Source organism: Billgrantia campisalis (assembly GCF_022341425.1).
Taxonomy (GTDB): domain Bacteria; phylum Pseudomonadota; class Gammaproteobacteria; order Pseudomonadales; family Halomonadaceae; genus Halomonas; species Halomonas campisalis.
In genome coordinates, this window is the sequence record NZ_JABFUC010000005.1 from 59,030 (window position 1) to 81,937 (window position 22,908).

General features: G+C 65.7%; 21 protein-coding genes and 2 tRNA genes. 15 read left to right on the top strand and 8 right to left on the bottom strand.

Going from position 1 to position 22,908, the window contains the following annotated elements; translation table 11 throughout:
• Positions 1-4: 4 nt before the first annotated feature.
• Positions 5-187, bottom strand: coding sequence for a hypothetical protein (locus HOP52_RS07435; RefSeq protein ID WP_238976742.1), 183 nt, complete (start codon positions 185-187; stop codon positions 5-7).
• 8 nt (positions 188-195) lie between these two features.
• Positions 196-1,017, bottom strand: coding sequence for an acyl-CoA thioesterase (locus tag HOP52_RS07440; RefSeq protein ID WP_238976743.1), 822 nt, complete (start codon positions 1,015-1,017; stop codon positions 196-198).
• A 64-nt stretch (positions 1,018-1,081) separates the two neighbouring features.
• On the opposite strand from HOP52_RS07440, the gene tadA reads away from it, so the two are divergent.
• The gene (gene tadA / locus HOP52_RS07445) at positions 1,082-1,546 is read left to right on the top strand and encodes a tRNA adenosine(34) deaminase TadA (protein WP_238976744.1); all 465 of its coding nucleotides are present in this window, start codon (positions 1,082-1,084) and stop codon (positions 1,544-1,546) included.
• On the opposite strand, the gene HOP52_RS07450 is transcribed toward tadA, so the two are convergent.
• Both HOP52_RS07450 and mltF read right to left on the bottom strand, forming a co-directional pair.
• Positions 1,541-3,523 carry a GGDEF domain-containing protein gene (locus HOP52_RS07450; RefSeq protein WP_238976745.1) on the bottom strand — a complete coding sequence of 661 codons (1,983 nt, stop codon included), beginning with the start codon at positions 3,521-3,523 and terminating at the stop codon, positions 1,541-1,543. The two genes, tadA and HOP52_RS07450, sit on opposite strands and share 6 nt — an antisense overlap.
• Before the next feature lie 12 nt (positions 3,524-3,535).
• Complete coding sequence (gene mltF, locus HOP52_RS07455) at positions 3,536-4,999, bottom strand: membrane-bound lytic murein transglycosylase MltF (protein ID WP_422677698.1); 1,464 nt, start codon at positions 4,997-4,999, stop codon at positions 3,536-3,538.
• Between the two features lie 156 nt (positions 5,000-5,155).
• Between mltF and purL the strand changes: the two genes are divergently transcribed.
• Positions 5,156-9,106, top strand: a complete 3,951-nt coding sequence (gene purL / locus HOP52_RS07460; protein ID WP_238976747.1) for a phosphoribosylformylglycinamidine synthase — start codon at positions 5,156-5,158, stop codon at positions 9,104-9,106.
• Between the two features lie 105 nt (positions 9,107-9,211).
• On the opposite strand, the gene HOP52_RS07465 is transcribed toward purL, so the two are convergent.
• Positions 9,212-9,721 (bottom strand): hypothetical protein, encoded by a 510-nt coding sequence (locus HOP52_RS07465; RefSeq protein ID WP_238976748.1) that lies wholly within the window; start codon positions 9,719-9,721, stop codon positions 9,212-9,214.
• Positions 9,722-10,073: 352 nt separating this feature from the next.
• On the opposite strand from HOP52_RS07465, the gene HOP52_RS07470 reads away from it, so the two are divergent.
• The 9 genes from HOP52_RS07470 to HOP52_RS07505 all read left to right on the top strand — a co-directional run bounded on the left by HOP52_RS07470 (position 10,074) and on the right by HOP52_RS07505 (position 16,279).
• Entirely contained in the window at positions 10,074-10,892 is an 819-nt protein-coding gene (locus HOP52_RS07470; protein ID WP_238976749.1) for a crotonase/enoyl-CoA hydratase family protein, read from the top strand.
• Between the two features lie 67 nt (positions 10,893-10,959).
• Positions 10,960-12,807, top strand: coding sequence for a DNA repair helicase RadD (gene radD / locus HOP52_RS07475; RefSeq protein ID WP_238976751.1), 1,848 nt, complete (start codon positions 10,960-10,962; stop codon positions 12,805-12,807).
• A gap of 33 nt (positions 12,808-12,840) precedes the next feature.
• Positions 12,841-13,011, top strand: coding sequence for a DUF4160 domain-containing protein (locus HOP52_RS19785; protein ID WP_422677693.1), 171 nt, complete (start codon positions 12,841-12,843; stop codon positions 13,009-13,011).
• The gene (locus tag HOP52_RS07480) at positions 12,995-13,243 is read left to right on the top strand and encodes a DUF2442 domain-containing protein (RefSeq protein WP_238976752.1); all 249 of its coding nucleotides are present in this window, start codon (positions 12,995-12,997) and stop codon (positions 13,241-13,243) included. Before HOP52_RS19785 ends, HOP52_RS07480 begins: the two co-directional genes overlap by 17 nt.
• A gap of 105 nt (positions 13,244-13,348) precedes the next feature.
• A complete protein-coding gene (locus HOP52_RS07485; RefSeq protein WP_422677694.1) occupies positions 13,349-14,296 on the top strand; it encodes a segregation and condensation protein A in 948 nt (315 codons plus the stop codon).
• Positions 14,293-15,165 carry an SMC-Scp complex subunit ScpB gene (gene scpB, locus HOP52_RS07490; RefSeq protein ID WP_238976753.1) on the top strand — a complete coding sequence of 291 codons (873 nt, stop codon included), beginning with the start codon at positions 14,293-14,295 and terminating at the stop codon, positions 15,163-15,165. Before HOP52_RS07485 ends, scpB begins: the two co-directional genes overlap by 4 nt.
• Positions 15,162-16,019: a 23S rRNA pseudouridine(2605) synthase RluB gene (rluB, locus tag HOP52_RS07495; RefSeq protein ID WP_238976754.1), complete on the top strand. Its 858-nt coding sequence runs from the start codon at positions 15,162-15,164 to the stop codon at positions 16,017-16,019. Before scpB ends, rluB begins: the two co-directional genes overlap by 4 nt.
• Positions 16,020-16,097: 78 nt before the next feature.
• A tRNA-Lys gene (locus HOP52_RS07500) sits at positions 16,098-16,173 on the top strand.
• 30 nt (positions 16,174-16,203) lie between these two features.
• Positions 16,204-16,279: transfer RNA gene (locus HOP52_RS07505), tRNA-Lys, on the top strand.
• Positions 16,280-16,379: 100 nt separating this feature from the next.
• Here HOP52_RS07505 and HOP52_RS07510 read toward each other — a convergent pair.
• The 3 genes from HOP52_RS07510 to HOP52_RS07520 all read right to left on the bottom strand — a co-directional run bounded on the left by HOP52_RS07510 (position 16,380) and on the right by HOP52_RS07520 (position 19,746).
• The gene (locus tag HOP52_RS07510; RefSeq protein WP_238976755.1) at positions 16,380-17,708 is read right to left on the bottom strand and encodes a peptidoglycan-binding protein; all 1,329 of its coding nucleotides are present in this window, start codon (positions 17,706-17,708) and stop codon (positions 16,380-16,382) included.
• 489 nt (positions 17,709-18,197) lie between these two features.
• Positions 18,198-18,416 (bottom strand): glycine zipper 2TM domain-containing protein, encoded by a 219-nt coding sequence (locus HOP52_RS07515; protein WP_238976756.1) that lies wholly within the window; start codon positions 18,414-18,416, stop codon positions 18,198-18,200.
• A gap of 220 nt (positions 18,417-18,636) precedes the next feature.
• Positions 18,637-19,746, bottom strand: coding sequence for a diguanylate cyclase domain-containing protein (locus HOP52_RS07520; protein WP_238976757.1), 1,110 nt, complete (start codon positions 19,744-19,746; stop codon positions 18,637-18,639).
• Positions 19,747-20,108: 362 nt separating this feature from the next.
• On the opposite strand from HOP52_RS07520, the gene HOP52_RS07525 reads away from it, so the two are divergent.
• From HOP52_RS07525 to HOP52_RS07540, 4 genes are all read left to right on the top strand, one after another.
• Positions 20,109-20,828 (top strand): Crp/Fnr family transcriptional regulator, encoded by a 720-nt coding sequence (locus tag HOP52_RS07525; protein ID WP_238976758.1) that lies wholly within the window; start codon positions 20,109-20,111, stop codon positions 20,826-20,828.
• A 326-nt stretch (positions 20,829-21,154) separates the two neighbouring features.
• Positions 21,155-21,763, top strand: coding sequence for a Crp/Fnr family transcriptional regulator (locus HOP52_RS07530; protein ID WP_238976760.1), 609 nt, complete (start codon positions 21,155-21,157; stop codon positions 21,761-21,763).
• Between the two features lie 343 nt (positions 21,764-22,106).
• A complete protein-coding gene (locus HOP52_RS07535; protein WP_238976762.1) occupies positions 22,107-22,499 on the top strand; it encodes a PRC-barrel domain-containing protein in 393 nt (130 codons plus the stop codon).
• Between the two features lie 183 nt (positions 22,500-22,682).
• Entirely contained in the window at positions 22,683-22,901 is a 219-nt protein-coding gene (locus HOP52_RS07540) for a DUF3185 family protein (protein ID WP_238976763.1), read from the top strand.
• Positions 22,902-22,908: the final 7 nt, after the last annotated feature.

The window sequence follows — 22,908 nt, forward strand, 5'->3', positions numbered from 1 at the left end:
ACTTTCACTCCCTCGAGCGGGTGATCACCCAGGCGATAAGGGCGGCGCAGGCGCCGAAGAAGACCGGACTGGTCAGCCCGTGGGCGATGAACGGCTCCAGGCCGGCGATGGCGCGCACCGTCATGGCGGCGGCCATGACGCCGGCGCCGGCCAGGGCGGTGATGGTGAGGCGTTGTGCGGTGGTCATGATCCGGCTCAGGTCGCCTTGCGCAGTCGGGTGAGGCCCTCCTGGGCGGTGGAGGCCACCAGGCGACCGTCACTGTCGAACAGGCTGCCGCGGGCAAAGCCGCGGGCGCCGCCGGCCCAAGGGCTCTCCATGTCGTAGAGCAGCCAGTCGTTGACCCTCACGTCGTGATGGAACCACAGGGCATGGTCGAGGCTGGCGATCTGCAGTTTGGGGTCTCGGTAGGTGATGCCGTGGGGCACCAGGGCCGAGGTCAGTAGGTTGAAGTCGGAGCTGTAGGCGAGCAGGTAGCGGTGCAGCGCCGGGTCGTCGGGCAGCTCGCCGGTGAGGCGGAACCACAGCCGCTTACGCCCGGGCTGGCCCGGCTCGGCCTCGTCCCCCAGGTGGAGGAATTCGATGGGGTGGCCGGGGAAGCGTTCCAGGCGGGCGTCGGGGCTGTCAATCAGGGCGTCCGGCAGGGCCACCGCGGGCATCGCCATCTGATGGGCCAGGCTCTGTTCGGCGCCGTGGAAGGAGGCGCTGCAGAAAAAGATCGGCCGCCCTTTCTGGATGGCAGTGACGCGGCGGGTGGTGAAGCTGCCGCCGTCGCGCACTGCGTCGACCTGATAGACTACCGGCCGGTGCGGGTCGCCGGGGCGCAGGAAATAGCCGTGCAGCGAGTGGGCGCGACGGGCGGGGTCCACCGTGTGGGTGGCGGCGGACAGGGCCTGGCCCAGCACCTGGCCGCCGAACAGCTGTGGCAGGCCGAGATCCTGGCTGCGACCCCGAAACAGGTTCTCTTCCAGCTCTTCCAGGCCGAGCAGGTCGACGAGGGCATTCAGCGCGTCCGACATGGGGGATTCCTCAGGGGCGTCTCATACGGTTGTTTCACTGTCAGCATACACGGAGTGCCGGTCGATGCGCAGCGACGAATTCTACATGCACCGCGCCCTGGACCAGGCGCACCTCGGCCTGGCCGCCGGGGAGGTGCCGGTAGGCGCGGTGGTGGTGGACGCCGCCGGGGAGATCGTCGGGGAAGGCTACAACGCGCCGCTGTCGGGCCATGACCCCAGCGCCCACGCCGAGATCCGCGCGTTGCGCGACGCCGGGGCGCGGCTGGGCAACTACCGGCTCGACGGCTGTACCCTCTTCGTGACGCTGGAGCCCTGCCTGATGTGCACCGGGGCGATCATTCATGCGCGCCTGGCCCGGCTGGTCTACGGTGCCGCCGAGCCACGCACCGGCATGGTGGAGTCGAAGGCCAACCTCTTCGCCCAGCCCTGGCACAACCACCGGGTGCAGGTAGAGGGTGGCCTGCTGGCGGCACGGTCGTCGCGGTTGCTCAAGGCATTCTTTGACGCGCGTCGCAGCGCAGGCTCATGAGTCACTGAGGATGCCATGGTCGCTGTGGGCCAGTATGACCCGGTTGCGGCCCTCGGCCTTGGCGCGATAGAGGGCGTCGTCGGCAGCCTGCATGAGGGAGGCGAGCTCGACGGCGCCCGCCACCTGGGTGACCACGCCGATACTGATGGTCAGCGGCTTGCCGTCATGGTGCAGCAGGTTGGCGGCCTGGAGGCCCAGGCGGATTTGCTCGGCAGCCATCATGGCCTGTTCGGCGGGCGTGCCGGGCAGGCAGGCGACGAACTCTTCACCGCCGTAGCGGGCGAATAGCCCCCCATGGCTCTCGATGATCTCGTGCCCGATCTTACCCAGTTGGTTCAGGAAGCGGTCGCCGACCAGGTGGCCGTGGTGGTCGTTGATGCGCTTGAAGTGGTCGATGTCGCAGATCATCACGCTGAGCGGTAGCTGCTCGGCGTTGGCTTTCAGGGTGTCCAGAAACAGGCGTCGGTTGGGTAGCCGCGTCAGTTCGTCGTGGCTTGCCAGCCACTCGACTTCCTTCTGAAGCTGAGTACGGGTGCGGATCTCGCGGCGCAGCTCGGCGTTGGCGGCGTGCGCCGCGCGGTGCTGCCGGGCCAGGCTGGCGTAGGCATGGCGCATCAGATAGAGCAGGTAGGCGAGGGTCAGGCCGATGACCAGGCTGACGGCCGGGTGGCGCGGAAGCTGCTGCACCAGGCTGGCTCGGCTCGGTTGAATCCTGAGTTCCAGCGGCTGCCCCGCCACGTCGAGGCGTGCCGCATATTGCCAGGGTCCCAGGGCCGCTTCAGGCCAATGGCTGAGCAGCTCACGCTCTCCCTGACCGGCGTAGAGCGACAGGGCGAACTGTCGAGTATCGGTCTGTTGAAACAGGGTGTCGGCAAGCAGCGGCAGGCTAACCACCATGGCCACGGCGCCCAGGGTTTGCCGCTCGTCGAGGGGAATCGGCAGATAGTGGATGATTCCGGGCACGCCCTGCAGCAGCTCGATGACCCCGGTGCGCCCCGTACGCTGCTCGATGAGGGCCTGGCTGAGTGCTGCTCTTCCCTGTGGCTGGGCGTCAAACAGCCGGACACCGAGGGCCTGGCGGTTGATATCGCTGTGCGGGTAGATGCGCCTGACACGGCTGTCGGGGTCGATGAAGGCAATATTGAGGAAGTAGCGGAAGTCACGGTGGAAGGGCGCGGCCTGGTGGCCCCACTCAGCCTGGCTGGGCGGCCGGTCGAACAGCGTCCAGAAATTGGCGAAACGCTGCATGGCCGAGAGGTGCTCATCGATCTCACGTGTCAGGCGGTCGGCGAGCTGTTGGCCAGTGGTTTGGACCTGAGCACGGAGCTGCTCTTCGGTCAGCTGTTTCTGCTGGTACCAGAACAGCATGACCATGGCAGCGAGTGCCAGCGCAAGCCACAGCGTACGCTGGATGATCAGCGCCCCCGCTCGCCAGCCCGGCAGAGCGGCCAGCACCTGGCCCGCCAGCAGCCCCCAGAGGAGTAGCTGTTCCCGGGGGGCGGCAGCATACGGCACCACATAGTCGCTGCCGATGAGGCTCGCGATCAGCTGCATCAGCAGCAGCAGCAGGGCAATGCCGGCCAGCAAAGGGCCGCCATAGACGGCGCGGCTGCGAATTGCCACATTGATCGCCAGTGCCATCAGGCAAAGGGTGACGCTCAGGGCGGGGCGCCAGGCATCGAGAGGTATGCCGCCGAACAGCCAGGCGCTGGCTCGATCCCACTGGGCGAGTGAGACCCAGTACTCCGGCAACAGATAGCTGAGCAGCGTGATGCCGAGGAAGGATAGTGCGGCTACCAACAGGAGCCAGGCAGATAGCGTTCGACGCAGCAGCATCGCTAGCTGGGCCAGTGCCACCAGGCCGATCGGTCCCAGCAAGGAGAGCGCCATGGTATCGCCATCGAACACAGCCGCAAGCGCTGACAGAATCGCCAGAATCAAGACACCGCCGGTGATCGGGATGGCTGGGCGGAACATGGGCATCGCCTTCTAGAGAATAGGGGGCACGATCTCGAATTCTCGGTCGTCGTCCTCGCCGTCGAGCAATTCGTTGAGCTGCAGGTACTGCTGCTGACTGCGATCCACGTGGGTGAGGATCTCGTAGTAGCGGCGAATGTTGCGCACGTAGATCACCGGCTCGCCGCCGCGGGCGTAGCCGTGGCGGGTCTGGCTGTGCCACTCGCGCTTTTGCAGCAGCGGCAGTGCCTCGCGCACGTCCTCCCAGGTGTCGGGGTCGCCGCCGAGCTGTTCGGCGATGCGCCGGGCATCGTAGAGATGGCCAAGCCCCACGTTGTAGGAGGCCATGGCCATGAACAGGCGATCCTCTCCGGTGATCGACTCCGGCAGCCGGTCCTTGATATGGCGCAGGTAGCGTGAGCCGCCGTCGATGCTCTGGGCCGGGTCGAGGCGGTCGTCGACGCCCATTTCGCCGGCGGTGGGCAGGGTCAGCATCATCAGCCCGCGCACCCCGGTGGGTGAGGTGGCCTCGGGGTCCCAGTGGGACTCCTGATAGCCAAGCGCGGCCAGCAACTTCCAGTCGAAGCCGGTGTCGCGGGCGGCCTCGCGGAACAGCTCGGTATAGTCGGGCAGCCGATCATGCACGTGGCCGATGAACACCCGGGCGCCGACGTATTCCAGGTAGTCGTCATGGCCGAAGTAGCGGGCCACCAGGGCGTCCAGCATCCCTTCCTGGCGCAGGGCGTGCAGAAAGCGGTTGGCCTCCTGCTGCAGCCCCAGGCCCCCCCGGTCAGGAAACGCCCAGGCCATGGAGAGCGGCCGGCCCAGCGTGAAGCCGCGCTCCACGTCGGGGAAGAACAGTCGGTTGAGCCGGAACTGATGCTCATAGACCACGGCGGCATCCAGGCTGCCGCTCTCGATCCGGCTGAGCAGCTCGGCCACCTCCACGTCGGAGGACTCCCGCCAGCCAAGCTCCGGGTGCTCGGCCTGAAGCTCACGCAGCACCCGGTCGGCGCCGGAGCCGCGAATGGTGCCGATGTCGAGCCCGGAGAGGCGCTCGATATCGGTGACCGGCGGCAGGCCACGGCGATAGACCAGCAGCGGCTGCAGGTCGAGAATCGGCCGGCTGTAGATCAGGCCCTCACGGGTCGGCTCCAGGGGCAGGACGGCGGCGCCCAGGTCGCCTTCCCGCGCCACGGTCTCGAGCACGCTCTCGATGGAGTGGCTGGCATCCAGGGTCAGGCTGACGCCCAGATGGTCGGCGAAACGGCGCATCAGCTCATATTCGAAGCCGGTGGGGCCGTGGCGGCCCTCGTAGTAGGTGGTGGGGGTGTTGCGGGTGTGCACGCTGAGGAAGTCGCGGGCCAGCACCGCCTCGAGCTGGCCGTCCGGGGGCGTCAGGTAGCGGTAAGGCACGAGGCACAGCGCCACGCCCGCCAGCAGGACGGTGGCGATACGCAGATGGCGCAGCACTGGGTAGGACGGCAATCCGGACATGTAGGCGACGGTCGGCGATGAGAGCCACACGATAGCGGCCGTCGCGGCGGCTGTCATCCGCCGCATTTCGCCAGGCCCCCGCTTTCCAGTATCATGGGCGCTTTCTGCGCCGCCCGCGGCGGCCCCTCCTTATGCTTGCTTCAGAGGCTCCAAGACATGCTCGAACTTCGAGGCGCGCCCGCCCTTTCCGCTTTCCGTCATGCCAAGCTGCTGGCTACCCTGCGCGCGCGGGTTCCCGAGATCGAGTCGCTGCAGGCCGACTACGTGCACTTCGTGGATCACGACGGTGAGCTGTCTGACCAGGCGCGGAACCTGCTCGCCCAGCTGCTCGACTATGGCGTCAAGGCCGAGGGGGCGGCCGGCGATCGCCAGGCCGGCGGCGACGGTCAGCTGTTTCTGGTGGTGCCGCGCATCGGCACCCAGTCGCCCTGGTCGTCCAAGGCCACCGATATCGCCCACAGCTGCGGCCTCGGCCAGGTGCGTCGCCTGGAGCGCGGCATCGCCTATCGCGTGGTCCTCAAGGCGCCGATGTCCGAAGCCGCCTTCCTGGCGATCGTTGCGACCCTGCACGACCGCATGACCGAGTCGGTGCTCACCGACGCCAGCGACGCGGCCAAGCTGTTCGCCCACCATGCGCCGGCGCCGCTAGGCAGCGTGGATATCCGCGAGGGCGGACGCGAGGCGCTGGTGGCCGCCAACGGCGAACTGGGCCTGGCGCTGGCCGAGGACGAGATCGACTACCTACTCGGCGCCTTCCAGGAGCTCGGTCGCAACCCGACCGACGTCGAGCTGATGATGTTCGCCCAGGCCAACTCCGAACACTGCCGCCACAAGATCTTCAACGCCGACTGGGTGATCGACGGCGAGGCGCAGCGCCACTCGCTGTTCAAGATGATCAAGAACACCTACCAGGAATCTCCCGACGACATCCTCTCCGCCTACAGCGACAACGCCGCGGTGATCCGGGGGAGCACGGCCCCGCGTTTCTTCGCCGCGCCCCTGACCGGCGAGCAGGGCGAGCGGGCCAGCTACGCCGCCCATGAGGAGCCGATCCAGATCCTGATGAAGGTGGAGACCCACAACCACCCCACCGCCATTGCCCCCTATCCCGGGGCGGCCACCGGCGCCGGCGGCGAGATCCGCGACGAGGGCGCCACCGGCATCGGCGGCAAGCCCAAGGCGGGGCTCACTGGCTTCACCGTCTCCAACCTGCGCATCCCCGAGTTCGTCCAGCCCTGGGAGGCCTTCGACTACGGCAAGCCCGAGCGCATGCAGTCGGCGCTCGACATCATGCTCGAGGGGCCCATCGGCGGTGCGGCCTTCAACAACGAGTTCGGCCGGCCGAACCTCGCCGGCTACTTCCGCAGCTACGAGCAGGACGCCTTGGGGGCGAACGGTATCGAGCGGCGCGGCTACCACAAGCCGATCATGATCGCCGGCGGCTATGGCAACATCCGCGACGGCCATGTCCAGAAGGGCGAGATCCCGGTGGGCGGCAAGCTGATCGTGATGGGTGGGCCAGCCATGCTGATCGGGCTGGGCGGCGGGGCGGCCTCGAGCATGGCCTCCGGTGCGTCGAGCGCCGATCTCGACTTCGCCTCGGTGCAGCGCGAGAACCCCGAGATCGAGCGTCGCGCTCAGGAGGTGATCGACCGCTGCTGGGCGCTGGGCGAGGCCAACCCCATTCGCTTCTTCCACGACGTGGGCGCCGGGGGGCTCTCCAACGCCCTGCCCGAGCTGGTCAAGGACGGCAACCGTGGCGGCTGTTTCGATCTGCGCGCGGTGCCCAACGCCGAGCCCGGCATGAGCCCGCTGGAGATCTGGTGCAACGAGGCCCAGGAGCGCTATGTGCTGGCGGTGGCGCCAGAGGATCTCGCCACCTTCGACGCCCTGTGTCGTCGCGAGCGCTGCCCCTATGCCGTGGTCGGCGAGGCCACCGAGGCGCATCACCTTGAAGTGCATGATGGCCACTTCCAGAGCAAGCCCGTCGACCTGCCGATGAGCGTGCTGTTCGGCAAGCCGCCCAAGATGACCCGCGAGTTCTCCCGCGAGAGCCGCGAAATGCCCGGGGTGATGCTCGACAACCTCGATTTGCGCGAGGCCATGGAGCGGGTGCTGCGCCTGCCCGCCGTGGCGTCCAAGAGCTTTCTGATCACCATCGGCGACCGCTCGATTACCGGCATGGTGGCCCGCGACCAGATGGTCGGCCCCTGGCAGGTGCCGGTGGCCGATGTCGCCGTGACCACGGCGAGCTTCGACACCCACGCCGGCGAGGCCATGGCCATGGGCGAGCGGCCCCCGGTGGCGCTGATCGACCCGGCGGCCAGCGCCCGGCTGGCGGTGGCCGAGGCGATCACCAACCTGGCTGCGGCCCCCATCGACAAGATCGGCGACATCAAGCTCTCCGCCAACTGGATGAGCGCGGCCGACCATGCCGGCGAGAATCAGGCGCTGTATGAGGCCGTGCATGCCGTGGGTATGGAGCTTTGCCCGGCGCTGGGTATTGCCATTCCGGTGGGCAAGGACTCCATGTCCATGCGCACCGCCTGGCAGGAAGGGGACGAGGCGGGCGAGGTCGAGGAGAAGAGCATCACCTCGCCGCTGTCGCTGGTGATCACCGGCTTCGCCCCGGTCACCGATGCCCTCAAGACCCTGACCCCGCAGGTCAACCTGGAACAGGACGAGTCCGACCTGATCCTGATCGACCTGGGCGGCGGCAAGAATCGCCTGGGCGGTTCGGCCCTGGCCCAGGTCTATGGCCAGGTGGGCAGCGACTGCCCCGACCTCGACGACCCGGAGGATCTCAAGGCCTTCTTCGCGGTGATCCAGGGGCTCAACGCCGAGGGCCAGCTGCTCGCCTATCATGACCGCAGCGACGGCGGCCTGCTGGTGACCCTGCTGGAGATGGCCTTCGCCGCCCGCGCAGGCCTGGAGATCAAGCTCGACTGGCTGGTCGACGAGCCCGGGGAGGCGGTGGATGCGCTGTTCGCCGAGGAGCTCGGCGCGGTGATCCAGGTCAACCGCCAGCACACCGAAGCGGTGCTGACCCAGTTCGCCGCCGCCGGCATCGAGACCTGCGGCGTCATCGCCCGGCCGCGCTACGACGACCAGGTGCGGGTCACCCTCTTCGAGGAGCCGCTGCTGGAGACCACCCGGCTGCTGGCCCAGCGTACCTGGGCCGAGACCAGCTACCGGATGCAGGCGCTGCGCGACAATCCCGACTGCGCCAAGAGCGAGTTCGACGACCTGCTCGACGGCCGCGACCCGGGCCTCTCGGCGAGCCCCAGCTTCGATATCCACGAGGACATCGCCGCCCCCTATGTCAACCAGGCGCGTCCGGCGGTGGCAGTGCTGCGCGAGCAGGGCGTCAACGGCCATCTGGAGATGGCCTGGGCCTTCGACAGGGCCGGCTTCGAGGCCGTCGACGTGCACATGAGCGATATCCTCGAGGGGCGGGTGTCCCTGGCACAGTTCAAGGGCCTGGTGGCCTGTGGCGGCTTCTCCTACGGCGACGTGCTGGGCGCCGGCGGCGGCTGGGCCAAATCGGTGCTGTTCAACGAACGGGCCCGGGAGCAGTTCGCGGGCTTCTTTAGCCGCGACGACAGCTTCTCGCTGGGGGTCTGTAACGGCTGCCAGATGCTTGCCCAGCTCAAGGACTTGATTCCCGGTGCCGAGGCCTGGCCACGCTTCGTGCGCAACGAATCCGAGCAGTTCGAGGCCCGCGTGGCCATGGTCCAGGTGGAGCAGAGTCCGTCGATCCTGCTGGCCGGCATGGAGGGTTCGCGCCTGCCCATCGCCGTGGCCCATGGCGAGGGCCGCGCCGAGTTCCGCGACAGCGCCCACCTGCGGGGCATCCAGGGCAGCGCCCAGGTGGCCCTGCGCTATGTGGACAACTACGGCCAGGTGACCACCCGCTATCCGGCCAACCCCAACGGCTCACCCTCGGGGATTACCGGCCTGACCACGCCGGACGGTCGCGTGACCATCATGATGCCCCATCCGGAGCGGGTGGTGCGGGCGGTGACCAACTCCTGGCGACCCGCCGACTGGACCCAGGACGGCGCCTGGCTGCGCCTGTTCCGCAATGCCCGGGTCTGGCTGGGCTGAGCGTTCCCTGCGATTGGAGTCGGTTCAGAGGCGGCCTGGGGCCGCCTCTTCTCTTTCCAGCGGTGCGTTCGAACTCGCGGTGCGTTCGAGCGACGTGTCCTCGGGTTAGCCCGCCGACGCTGCCCGGCCGGCTTCGCGGAAGGAGGCGAGATACTCCTCGAGTACGGCGTGCTCGGCGCGCTTCTGACGAATCATCGCCGACAGTGCGGGGAAGAGGTCGGGAATGGCGCTGGCATCGCGCAGGTGCTCGTAGAAATGCAGCGAGTATTCGGCACCGGCGATGGCCTGCTGGAGTTCATCGAGGGCGGCGTCCGGGCCGTCGATGAAGAAACGGTGGGTCGATCTGCCATTATGGCCCTGGCGCTGCTTGGTGCCGCCGGTGGGTGAGGGGTCGATTCCCAGCTGTCTTGCGATGCGCTGCAGCTCCTCGACCCGTATCTCGCACTGAATGCCCAGGGACGCCATCAGGCGGCTGGTGGCGGTGTTGAAGGTCAGGAAGTTGAAGGCGAGCCGTCGGTAGCGGGTCAGCTCGGCCCGCTCGTGGGCATCGGCCAGCGTCAGCAGCTCGTCCAATACCAGCACCAGCCTAGCTGTCGTTGTTTGAGTCCTCGGCATGGGCAGTTCCTCGAAAAGGGGTGGGGCAAGGTCCAGGGGTGTTCGACTAGTGAATCATCCTGATGAATTGAACCCCTGGGTTTCTTGATCTTCGTCAAGAGCTCGCGGTTCTTGTGCCAATGAACCAGCGATTTGGTGCATGCGGCATGATGAAAGTCATCGGCCTGCCTCCCCCCTCGATTCCCCAGACAGGCTACGGCTTTCGTCTGATTCGGCACGTTAGCTCACTATAGACCAAGGGCGCGTATCGTGGAGTGGGGATGCGCGGCTGGGCGCAAATAAAACGGATGTTTGAATATCGCCCGCCAAAACGCCAGACTATCATCATTGGCAAACGCACCCGGGGGCAGGCATGACCATAAGCAAGCGCTTTTATGAGCGGGTAACGCTGGAAATCGAAAACGGGGTGGCCGAGGTCGGGCTGGCAAGGCCCGACCGGCACAACGGCTTGGACTGGGCGATGATCGATGGCTTGCTGGCCGCACAGCGTCACCTGGCCGAACTCGCCGGGCGTCAACCAGGGCAGCTGCGTGCCGTGGTGCTGGTAGGGGAGGGCGAGAGCTTCTGCGCTGGCCTCGACATGGCCGCCATCATGGCCCAGCCCGAGCGCCTACCCGGCCTGCTCGAGGCGGCGGAGGATGGCATCAACCCGGTGCAGCGCCTGGCGCTGGGCTGGCGCGACGCCGGGGTGCCGGTGATTGCCGCCCTGCACGGCCATGTCTATGGCGGCGGCCTGCAGATCGCCCTGGGCGCCGATATCCGGGTGGTCCATCCCCAGGCGCGACTGGCGCTGCTGGAGATCGCCTGGGGCATCATCCCCGACATGGCGATCAGCGTCACCGGCGCCGATATCCGCGGCGATGTGCTGCGTGAGCTGGCCTGGACCGGGCGCAAGGTCAGCGGCGAGGAGGCCGTGACCCTGGGGCTGGCGACCCGGCTGTCACAGGCGCCGCGGGATACCGCGCGGGAGATCGCAACCGCCATCGCCGGGCACTCGCCCAGGGCCGTGGCCGCGGCGGCCGCGCTCTTCGCGCAGGCCCCCGGGCTGGACGCGCGGGCGCGCCTGGCGCTGGAGGCGCGTCTGCAGGGCGAGCTGCTTGGCGGGGCGGAGCAGCAGGAGGCCATGGCCGCTCGCCTCACCGGTCGTGCGGCCCGCTTTCCGCCCGCCTGAGCGTCCCTCGTCACGCCGGTGAATTCGCTCTAAGATGGCGGCTTGTTCATTGCCCCGCCTTCTCACCATGCCGACATCTGTCGCCACTGCCGCCCCCACGCCCCCGGCGCTGCGTCCCTATCAGCAGGAGGCGGTGCGCCGGGTGGTGGCGCACTTTCGCACCAGCGACGACCCCGCCGTGGTGGTGCTGCCCACCGGTAGCGGCAAGTCGCTGGTAATCGCCGAGCTGGCGCGCCTGGCTCGGGGGCGGGTGCTGGTGCTGGCCCATGTGCGCGAGCTGGTCGAGCAGAACCACGCCAAGTACCAGGCCTACGGCCTCGCGGCCGATATCTTCAGCGCCGGCCTGGGGCGCAAGGAGGCGAGCCGCCAGGTGGTGTTCGGCTCGGTGCAGTCGGTGGTGCGCAACCTGCGGGCCTTTGCCGATGGCGCCTTTACGCTGCTGGTGATCGACGAGTGCCACCGGGTCTCGCCGGCCGAAGACGCCAGCTACCGCCGGGTGATCGACCGCCTGCGGGCGGCCAATCCGCGGCTCAAGGTGCTGGGCCTCACGGCCACCCCCTATCGGCTGGGGCAGGGGTTTATCTATCACCGCCATTACCACGGCATGGTGCGCGGCGAGGAGGGCTGCTTCTTTGCCGACTGCGTCTTCGAGCAGCCGCTGCGGCTGATGGTCAAGCAGGGCTACCTGGCCGAGCCGGTGCGGATCGACGCGGCGCTTTTCAAGGACGGGCAAGCGCTGCGCTACGACTTCTCGGCGCTGGCGCCGTCTGCGAGTGGCCTCTTTCGCGAGGAGGCGCTCAATCGGGTGGCGGCGGGCAATCGCGCGACACCGGGGATCATCGCCGAGGTGATCGCCCACGCCCGCGACCGCCAGGGGGTGATGCTGTTCGCCGCCACCGTGGCCCATGCCGAGGAGATACTGGGCTACCTGCCGAAAGCCGAGGCGGCGCTGGTGACCGGGGCGACGCCCTCCGCCGAGCGCGAACGGCTGATTACCGCCTTCAAGGCGCGCAAGCTCAAGTACCTGGTCAATGTGGCGGTGCTCACCACCGGCTTCGACGCCCCCCATGCGGACCTGATCGCTATCCTGCGCCCCACCGAGTCGGTGAGCCTCTACCAGCAGATCGTCGGCCGCGGCCTGCGCCTCTCACCCGGCAAGCGTGACTGTCTGATACTGGACTATGCCGGCAACCCCTGGGACCTCTACGCGCCGGAGGTGGGCTCACCGCGTCCCGCCTCCGACGCCGAGCCGGTGCAGGTCGAGTGCCCCGCCTGCGGCCACGCCAACCTCTTCTGGGGCAAGCGCGACGGCGAACTGGTGATCGAGCACTTCGGCCGTCGCTGTCAGGGGCTGGTTCTTTCTCATCGCGCCCGACCCCGCGCGAAAGGCACAGAGTCAAAACCGGCATCATCTGCGATGGAGCAATGTTCCTTCCGCTTTCGCTTCAAGGTATGCGGCGACTGCGGCGCCGAGAACGATATCGCCGCCCGGCGCTGCCATGGCTGCGACACCCTGCTGGTGGACGCCGACGACAAGCTGAAGGAGGCGCTGCGCCTCAAGGACGCCCGCGTGCTGCGCGTGGCCGGCATGCAGCTCGAGGCCACCGTCAACGGCCGCGGGCTACCCCGGCTCAAGGTCACCTACCACGACGAGGACGGGGAAACCCTTGCCGAGTGGTTCGCCCTGGAGACGCCGCCCCAGCGGGCCGCCTTCGCCGCGGTTTTCCTGCGCGACCACCTGCGCGCCCCCGGCGTGCCCTTCCGGCCCACCACTCCCGAAGCGGTGATCGCCGAGCGCCGCCGCCTGCGTCACCCCGACTTCGTGGTGGGCCGGAAGGTGGGCCGCCACTGGCGGGTGCGCGAGAAGCTCTTCGATTACACCGGGCGCTATCGCAAGGCCGCCGAGGCGGAGTAGGGCGGCTTGCTATCTCAAGATGGCCGCTGTTGAATGGTTTTTGGGGTGTTCAAGGCGGGGTCGGAAGCCAAGTTCTGGTTGAGCCCGGAGGTTCAGCTGGCCCGAAATGATGGTTTTGATGCGCGGATGTTACGCCGCATCTCCTCAATGGTGGTGAGCCACCGTGAGGTACTGGAGGAAGCCTGGCATGAATATTTCGCCTAAGCGTGTCACCTTTGACGCAGATAGCTTCTGGGTCGAGCTAAGCGACGGCCGCACGATTGGGGTGCCTCTCGCTTGGTACCCACGGCTGCTGAATGCGCCACTTGAGCAGCTTGCCAACTATGAGCTGAGTCCCCGTGGAATCCATTGGGATGACCTGGACGAAGACATTTCGGTAGAAGGCATTCTGGCTGGGCGTGGTGACATGACGCGCCACCGTCAGGCGGTGGCGTGATGTTACGCGTAGGTTAGTGTGGTGCCGCTGGCTCCAGGCTGTCTCCTGCGCCGCCATCTTGCTAGACTGGCGCGTTAAATCTGCGTCCCCGGAGAGGCACGCCGCGTGAGCGCCACCCCCGATACCGCCAGCCCCGAGCAGAGCGCCGTTGCCGCCGGACAGGCTGCCGTGCTGGGACGCCTGTTCGATGAGCCGATCACCGAGCTGCCGGAAGACCTGTATATCCCGCCGGAGGCGCTGCGGGTCTTCCTGGAGACCTTCGAGGGGCCGCTGGACCTGCTGCTCTATCTGATTCGCCGCCAGAACCTGGATATCCTGACCATCGACGTGGCCGCTATCACCCGCCAGTACATCGAGTACGTCGAGCTGATGAAGGCCATGGAGATCGAGCTGGCCGGGGAGTACCTGCTGATGGCGGCGATGCTCGCCGAGATCAAGTCGCGCACCCTGCTGCCGCGTCCGCCGAAGGAGGGCGGGGGCGACGAGGAGGAGGACCCGCGGGCCGAGCTGATCCGCCGCCTGCAGGAGTACGAGCAGCTCAAGCAGGCCGCCGAGGCGCTGGCCGAGCTGCCGCGGGTGGGGCGCGACTGGTTCCCGGCCCGTGCCGCCCTGCCGCCGCTGCAGGCGCGGGTGATCCATCCCGAGGTGGAACTCGGCGAGCTGCTCGGCGCCCTGGCCGGCATCCTCAAGCGAGCCGAGCTCAACCAGGCTCACCAGATCAGCCGCGAGGTGCTCTCGACCCGGGCGCGCATGCTGGCGATCATGGAGCGGCTGGACCACGAGCGCTACACCCCCTTCGAGGCGCTGTTCACCCTGGAGGAGGGGCGCGCAGGCGTGATCGTCACCTTCATGGCGATCCTGGAACTGGCCAAGGAGGCGATGATCGAGATCGTGCAGAATGCGCCGCTGTCGCCGATTCACCTGCGCGCCCGGACGCCGCGTGACGACGAGGAGGCCGTCGAGCCAGCGCTAGCATCGGAGGCGGCTGGCGAGGACGAGCCGGGCGAGAGCCCCTTTGCCGATGGCGATGGTGACGGAGGCGAGGCGCTATGACGGCCATGGAGCAGCCGGGCAGCCTGGACGAGATCCTCGAGGCGGCGCTGCTGGCGGCCGGCGAGCCGCTGTCGCTGGAGCGGCTGGAGGCGCTGTTCGACGATCACGAGCGCCCGCCGCGCCGGGCGCTGCGCGAGGCGCTGACCCGGGTGGAGGTGCGCCATGACCGCGGCGCCATGGAGCTGCTCGAGACCGCCTCGGGCTTCCAGCTGCGCATTCGCCCCCGGCTCTCGGCCTGGGTCTCGCGGCTGTGGGACGAGCGCCCCCAGCGCTACTCCCGGGCGCTGCTGGAGACCCTGGCGCTGATCGCCTATCGTCAGCCGGTGACCCGCGGCGACATCGAGGAGGTGCGCGGCGTGGCGGTGAGCAGCTCGATCATGCGCACCCTGGCCGAGCGCGGCTGGGTGCGGGTGGTCGGGCATCGCGATGTGCCGGGGCGCCCGGCGGTGTATGCCACCACCCGGGCCTTCCTCGACGACTTCGGGCTCAAGACCCTGGACGAACTGCCACCCATGCATGAGCTGAAGGACCTCGACGAATCGCCGTTCGGCGAGCCCTTCGCCCAGGAGGCGCCGCCCGCCGCGCCGGCCGAGGTGCTGGCCCAGGCCGATGCGCCCGGGCCGGACGACGCTGCCGACGCGGCGTCAGGCGCCATCGCCGACGCTGCGCGGGCAGGCGGCGAGCGGGAGCATCACCCAACGACGGCCGGGATGGCCGACGAGACACACGCCGGGACGGCGTCCGACCGGCCCGGGCTGAGCTTCGCCGATCTCGAGGCTCGCCTGGCCGAACGTGCTCGCACCAGCGTCGCTGAAGACGGCGGAGCGGGGGCGGAATCCATACCCGAAGAGAGGTCTGACGACCCATGAGCAACACCACCGAAAAACTGCAGAAGGTTCTCGCCCGCGCCGGGCTCGGCTCGCGCCGCGAGATGGAAGCGGCCATCGCCGCCGGCCGGGTCAAGGTCAACGGCAAGCCGGCGACCCTGGGCGACCGCATCGAGCTGCGCGACCGGGTCAGCTTCGACGAGCGGCCGGTGACCCTGCGCGGCGCCGAGGAGACTCCGCGGCGGGTGATCATGTACAACAAGCCGGAAGGCGAGCTGTGCACCCGCAAGGACCCGGAGGGCCGGCGCACCGTCTTCGAGCGGCTGCCGCGCCTGAAGGGCGAGCGCTGGATCGCCATCGGCCGGCTGGATATCAATACCAGCGGCCTGTTGCTGTTCACCACCGACGGTGAGCTGGCCAACCGCCTCATGCACCCCTCCACCCAGATCGAGCGGGAGTACGCCGTGCGGGTCATGGGCGAGGTGACCAAGGAGCACGTGCGGGCCATGGTCGAGGGGGTCATGCTCGAGGATGGCCCGGCGCGCTTCACCGACGTCCAGGAGTTTGGCGGCGAGGGCATCAACACCTGGTTCCATGTGGTGATCACCGAAGGCCGCAACCGCGAGGTGCGCCGCCTGTGGGAGTCCCAGGGGCTGACGGTGAGTCGCCTCAAGCGGGTGCGCTACGGCAATATCTTCCTCGACAAGCGGGCCAAGGCCGGCGAGTGGGTCGAGCTCTCCCAGGATGAGATCGACGACCTGGCGGTGAATGCCGGGCTGGCGCCGCGCAAGGTGCCGGAGCTGACGCCGGATGAGAAGAATCGCTGGAGCCGCGACAAGAACAAGCGTCGCCCGGTGCAGGCGATGCGCAAGCCCAAGGGCCAACGCAGCCGGTGAGGGCGCCGGCTGCGACCAAAGGCAAAAAAGTCCTTGCCAGTGAAGGGTGCGACCAGTAATATCTGCACCCGTTCGGACGGGTCGTTAGCTCAGTTGGTAGAGCAGTTGGCTTTTAACCAATTGGTCGTAGGTTCGAATCCTACACGACCCACCATCCGAGCCTGTATGCTTGTTCGCAAGCGCCGGGTCGTTAGCTCAGTTGGTAGAGCAGTTGGCTTTTAACCAATTGGTCGTAGGTTCGAATCCTACACGACCCACCAGAATACCGAAAAGCGCCCTCGCTTCCGAAGCGAGGGCGCTTTTTCGTGGTGCGCTTGGTCGTATGGGGCCACGTGACCCGCAAGGCTATGTACGAAAAGTCTAGTGCTCCAGCCGTACCCGGCGCAGATTATAGTCGCCACCATGATTCACCAGCGTGAAGCCCTGGAAGCCTTGGCGCAGGCGCCGATCCTGTGCCTGCAGCACACGCCGGCCATCCACCAGGACCTGCATGTTCCCGTTCGCGTGGCGGGTCCAGCTCAGCGTATGGAAGCGGCCATCCTCGAGGGCGAGCGCGCCCTCGCTGCTGGCGATTACCTCGCCCCCCTCCGCGGTCATGCGTACCAGGCTGAGTCCGGGCCGTGAGCCCGCATTGTAGACCAGACGGTAGCCTCCGCCTGGCTGATAGCCCTGGAACAGCCCCACTTCCAGGCTGCCCGGCCGCTGATAGGAGGCCAGTTCCAGGTCCAGCCGGAAGGCGTTGCCGACCGGGGCATGGACGAAAATCTGGGCCGCTTCCTCGAACTCGACCTCCGCCGACACCGGCGATGTCGCCTCTGGCGTCTGCCCACTCGTCTGCTGGAGGATCAACTGGAGCATCGCCAGGCCGATCTCCTCCGGTCGCTCTGGGCGGAGTGTCGGCGAGGTGGGCCTGGCGACCTGCGCTGGCTCCACAATGCTGCGTAACCCGCCCTCATCGATGCTGAAGCGACCGCTGAGTACGGTCCAAGCTGGGTTGCGCCGGAAATCGCCATCGCTGAAGGTGTCGTCCAGGGCAACCCGTCTTGCCGGTGTCGACGCTTCGGGGGCCGCCCTGGCCTGGGGCGCCTGCTCCGTTTGCCGTAACCTCGCCAGCAGTGCCGTTGTCGCTTGACCATCCTGAGCCAGGCCCACGCTGCCCTGGTAGGTGCGAATCGCATTACGGCTGCGCGTTCCCATGAGGCCGTCCACCGGGCCCGCGTCGTAGCCGAGCCGGTTGAGTTCACGCTGGACGTCGGCCACCCGCTGCCGGTCGGTCAAGATCTCGACGCGAGGCGATGGTTCGGGTGCTAGCCGTGACGGTGTTGCCCTTGGCTGCCAGGCCCGGGCTGTCTGCTGGGCCTCGCTGATCTGCTGCGCGGTCATCCGCGATGCCACGGCATCCCGCGCCGTGGCGGCATGGCGGTGGCCGCGAGCCGAGGCCAGGTTGTACCACTTGTGGGCCTCCACGAAGTCCTGGAGCGTCCCTTGTCCGGCCTCGTGCATCTGACCCAGCATGTACAGGGCCTCGGCGTCGCCGGTGCTGGCAAGCCGTTCGAACATCGGCAATGCCTGGCGGTATTCCTGCCGTTCGTAGGTCTGCAGGGCATTGCGGTAGCTATCATCGGCGCTGGCCAGCGCGGGGTGACCGAACAGTAGGAGCAGGAATAGCAATCCTTTGAGGATGATCACGAGGTGTCTCCGGTGAGCGGGGTGTCAGCGTCGGCCGGCAGTTTTTGTGCTTTACCGCACTGCCTGGCTGTTCGTTGCGCGTTGCGTTTTTCTCAACGAAGACCGAGAACCGATAGAATCACCAGCACGATGACGACTGCGCCGACGATATAGACGATGTTGTTCATGAAGCTTTACCTCTGCGGAGCACTCTCCTGTTTCAGGAGGTTGCAAGATGTTGCGTGTCATGATGGCGTCGCTGTCCTTGCGACGCTTGGTGTAACTCCCTGTACCGGCAATTCCCTGCCTCACTCCTGGTGAGAATATGTCACTGGCGGCATTCCATCTGTTCGCTGGCGTACACAAGTCCCATCTTCCTCTTCGTGTGTCATAGAGGGAGTCGCTTGTAATAGAGTTTGTAATAGAGAGAGGCGCCCCTGGGGGCGTCTCCCGGAGACAACGAGGGCCTCTTGTGCTGTGAACTGTCTTTCCTGAACTCAGTTTTCACGTTCATGGCTTGCTGACTTCATGACCGATGACGCCGCCGACGGCAGCACCGCCAACGGTGCCGAGTGCGCTACCGCCGGTTAACACCGAGCCGCCGACGGCGCCGGCGCCAGCGCCGATGACCGTGCCTTTTTCCTGGGCTGACATGCCGGCGCATGCGGTCAGGCCCAGGAGCAGCATTGCAGTAGTAACGCTTATCAGGAAGCGTTTCATGGTGTTCATGGGCTGATCCTTTTCATGTGTAACTCGGCAGCAGGTAGGGCAGTAAAACGGTGGCGCTGCCTTTTACCGTTGATTCGAGCATATTCCGTCATTGGAGCATCGTCGGTCTGGTATCGCACACAGGGCATGTCATGGCACCGCGACGCACCTGGTCAGGACCGAGGCAAGTTCACTCCTGAGCGAGGGCTTCTTCGCGGGAACGACTTGCCCCAACTTGCCGCTAAAACTCGAAACAAAGCTGCGATGGCTGGAGAGGAGGATACAGATCAGGTTCGATGCGCCTTCGCTGCATGGGCAGGGTAGTCATCTCTGCCGCGAAGCACTGATGCCCGTTTCGGCCATTTCGCTTGGCGTGGTACATGGCCGCGTCGGCGCTGTGCATGAGGGTATCCGCATCGTCGGCATCCTCCGGGTAGAGGCTGATGCCGATGCTTAGCGTGATCAGGAGGTCATGGCTCTGGATACGGTACGGCCTGCCCAGCACGGCAAGGAGTTTTTCCGCGACCCGGGTGGCATCTTCGCGTTTACTGATCTCGGCAAGCAGGATCACGAATTCGTCGCCACCCTGACGGCAGACGGTGTCGATGCTGCGCATGCAGCCCTGGAGGCGGGTCGCCACCGCCTGGAGCAGGCGGTCACCCAGGGCGTGACCGAGTGAGTCATTGATGGGCTTGAAGGCATCAAGGTCAAGATACAGCAGGGCGACCCGGTGTCGGTGTCGTCGGGCCAGGCCAATGGCGCGGGAGAGTCGTTCCGCCAGCAGAGTGCGATTGGGCAGGCCGGTGAGCGCGTCATGCTGCGCCAGGTAGGCCATTCTCTCCAGCATGGCCTTTGAATGAGAGGCATCGTGGAACACGATCACGGCGCCGGTGACTCGACCGTCTCGGTCATGGATAGGCGTTGCGGAATCCTCGATATCGAGCTTGCTACCATCCCGGCGGACCAGCACGCAGTCCAGGGCGAGGCTGACCGTTCTGTTTTCCTCCATGGCACGCCGCCCGGGGGGAGCCGTGGCTTGATGTGTCTTGCCATCGACAACGGGGAGCACTCGGGAAAGTGGCTGACCGATCGCCTCGGGCTCCGACCAGCCGGTCAGGGTTTCAGCCACTCGATTCATGAAGGTGACCGTGCCGTGAAGGTTTATCGTCAACACGGCGTCGCCAATGGCGTTGAGCGCTACCCGAGCCCATGCGTGCTCGGCATCCAGGGTCGCTAGGCTGCCCCCTCGCAAGGCGTGTGACTCGGCGTGACCTTGCCATACCGACTCGTCACTCAAGAAGGAGGAGGGCTGTGTCCAGATGGTGCCCTGGGGCGGCGAGTCATCCTTCATCACTCGGCCTGGGAGCGCGCAGGGCCTGTGGAAACCATCCCTAGAGGTGAAGCCGGCGCCGCCACTCCCGGTGTGGCGTGCAGGCTCATGTGAAAACAGGCGTTATCATTGCAGAGCGATAGGAGTACCATGAGTCCGTTTCCTGTTCCGGCGCCCCGGTGGGACGGAGTTTCCTGACCTGCCGCTTGCGTCTTGGCGCATGCCCACCGAGCGTAGTGGCGTGACGGGGTCACTTCTGTGCGCTAGCGTACATAGCATGTGCCTCGCTTCCTGCGTGCTTGCCTCCCCACGTCAACTGCCTTCGGGTAGGCCCTTTCCTAACCCTGAGGGGAGGGGCTGGCTTACCGTACGGAGTATCAGCCATGGTCCAGCCACATGATCCTCGTCAGAATCACTTGCTGGCGGCCCTGCCGAAGGATGGGTATGAGCGCTTGGCGCCCCACCTCGAGCGGGTTGAACTGACCCTCGGGGACTCACTGGCCGAGTCGGGAAAGGTGATGAATCACGTCTATTTTCCGACGGATTGCATCGTATCGCTACTCTGTGTCATGGAAGACGGTGATTCGACAGAAATTGCCGTTGTCGGTCCCGAGGGTATCGTCGGCATCTCGCTGTTCATGGGCGGTGAAACCACGCCGAGCCGTGCCGTCGTGCAGAGTGCCGGCAGCGCCTATCGCCTCAAGGGGCAGTTGCTTAAAGACGAGTTCGATCGCGCATCCACGCTTCAGCATTTGTTGCTGCGTTACACCCAGGCGTTGATTACCCAGATGGCCCAGACGGCGGTATGTAACCGGCATCACAGCCTGGACCAGCAGCTTTGCCGCTGGCTATTGCTGAGCCTGGATCGCTTGCCGACCAATGAGCTGGTCATGACCCAGGAGCTGATCGCCAATATGCTGGGTGTCCGCCGAGAGGGTGTCACCGAGTCGGCCGGAAAACTGCAGAAGGCTGGTTTGATTGCCTACCACCGCGGGCATATCAGCATCCTGAATAGGCCTGGTTTGGAGGCGCGAGTCTGTGAATGCTATGGGGTCGTCAAGAAGGAGTACGATCGCCTGCTGAGCAATCATCGCCCCGGCTGAAGGGGATTTTCCCTCGTGGGCCGGAAGGGGTGTCGAGCAGAGCGCGTCCTGCGTGTGTTTCCTGGCGCACCGACGGTATGGGGATGGACATGCCAGTGTTCGTGTAGCGGTTTGCCGGTGATTCTCTTGTCACTCCCTGGCTGCCGTCGGCATCATCACCTGGTAATTGCTTGCCATGTGCCGATTGCCGGTTTTCCACCAGGAGCGTGCACATGAAGCCTTTACCTCTCAGGCCGTCGACCAATTATCTTCTCGACTGCTTGCCGTGTCAGGACAGGGCGTCTTTTCTCACCCACTGCGAGGCCGTTAACCTAGTGTTTGGTGAGGTGATCAGCGAGCCTGACGGACAGATCCAGCATGTTTACTTTCCCCTCAACAGCTTCGTATCCCTGATTGCCCAGCTCAGTGGCCGAGAGCGGCTGGAGGTGACGATGGTCGGCAGTGAGGGCATGCTGGGGATGCCCTTGATCCTGGGGCTCGATGAGTCGCCCTTGCGTGCCCTGGTGCAGGGCGCGGGGCCGGCGCTGCGCATGCCGGCGGCTGACTTTGGCCAGCATCTGGCGCAGAGCCCTGCGCTTCAGGCGCTGCTGAAACGCTATCTCTACGTGCTGATGCACCAGCTATCCCAGGTGGCGGCCTGTACCCACTTTCATCATGTCGAGGCCCGCCTGGCTCGCTGGCTGTTGATGACCCAGGATCGTGCGCACTCGGATCACCTGCATCTCACCCACGCGTTTCTGGCCACCATGCTGGGGGTCCGGCGTGCCGGTATCACCCTGGCCGCCATGGCGCTTCAGGCGCGCGGCTTGATCCGCTATCACCGCGGGGATATCACGGTGCTGGACCGAACGAGGCTGATCGAGGCCGCCTGTGGCTGTTATGCCGCCGATTGTCGCCTCTACCGTCGGGTCATCACCGAAGGCGGCGCAGTATGACAGCGGCCGGCGTGTGCTTTTTCCGTCGCTGCATCCTGCATGTCGTGTGTTAACGGCGACGCGTCTGGGACGAGTGCGGAGCAAAAATATATTTCAGCCACACACAAAGTCGTCATCCTCTGACGCAGGCTCTTGCGAGAGAGTTGCCTGAGAAAAAGACTCTGCATACGTTAGATACCGCACAGACCACGACTCGGTCTTTCACTATCCTGGAAGTTCCAGTCCTCTCTCGTCAAGATTTCCGACAAGGAACGTACGGAGATAACGAGTGGGTCCGAGAAATATGTCGGAAGGATAGAGTCATATTGCAAGGTATCAATGGCAATGCCGGGAAGGAAGTAAAATGAACGATTCAACGATTCAATCGAAAAGTGTGATCAATACTTCAGGTGACTTGCTGGCTGGCAATGCGTTGCTAAGTGCGATCACTATTTTCGGTGACGAAGTCTGCAATATGCAGAATGAAAAGCTTGGAAAGATTCAAGACATTATGCTCGATATAGTTGAGGGTAAGATACGTTACGCAGTCTTGGCGTCGGGCGGTTTCCTCGGTATGGGTGATCGCTTTTTCGCTATTCCTTGGAAGGCCTTGAAGCTGGATAAGGAGAATAAGCGCTTCGTGCTCGACGTAGATGTTGAGCAATTAAAGAACGCGCCTGGGTTTGACAAGGGTCAATGGCCAAATATGGCTGACGCCACCTGGAGTTCGACCGTCGAGTCCTACTATATCCGGTAAACGGATTTCTCAGAAGGCAGTGCGCGGAAGGTCCGGTTGGTGTCGACTATCCGGATCAAACGCGCCGGCGATTCCATGATCATGGCGGCAAAGGGTTGCGTTGGACCATTCAAGTCTGGATTCATAGAGTAACGCTACCCTTGAGCGGGGGTGTAATCTTCCATCCAGAAGAAGGAGATTGAAATGGCGATTAATAGAGTCCTGGCTTTTGTGTTGCTTGTTGTGGGTTGTATCCTGCTTTTCTTTGCGTACCAGTCATCCCAAAGCCTGGGAGATCAGGTGACGGAGGCTGTTACCGGTCGCTTCACTGACTCCACTACCTGGTTGATTGTCCTTGGCGCGGCGTCTGCGGCAGCAGGTGTTGGGTTGCTGCTGTTCGGTAAGGTCGCCAACACCGACTAGGGTTGAC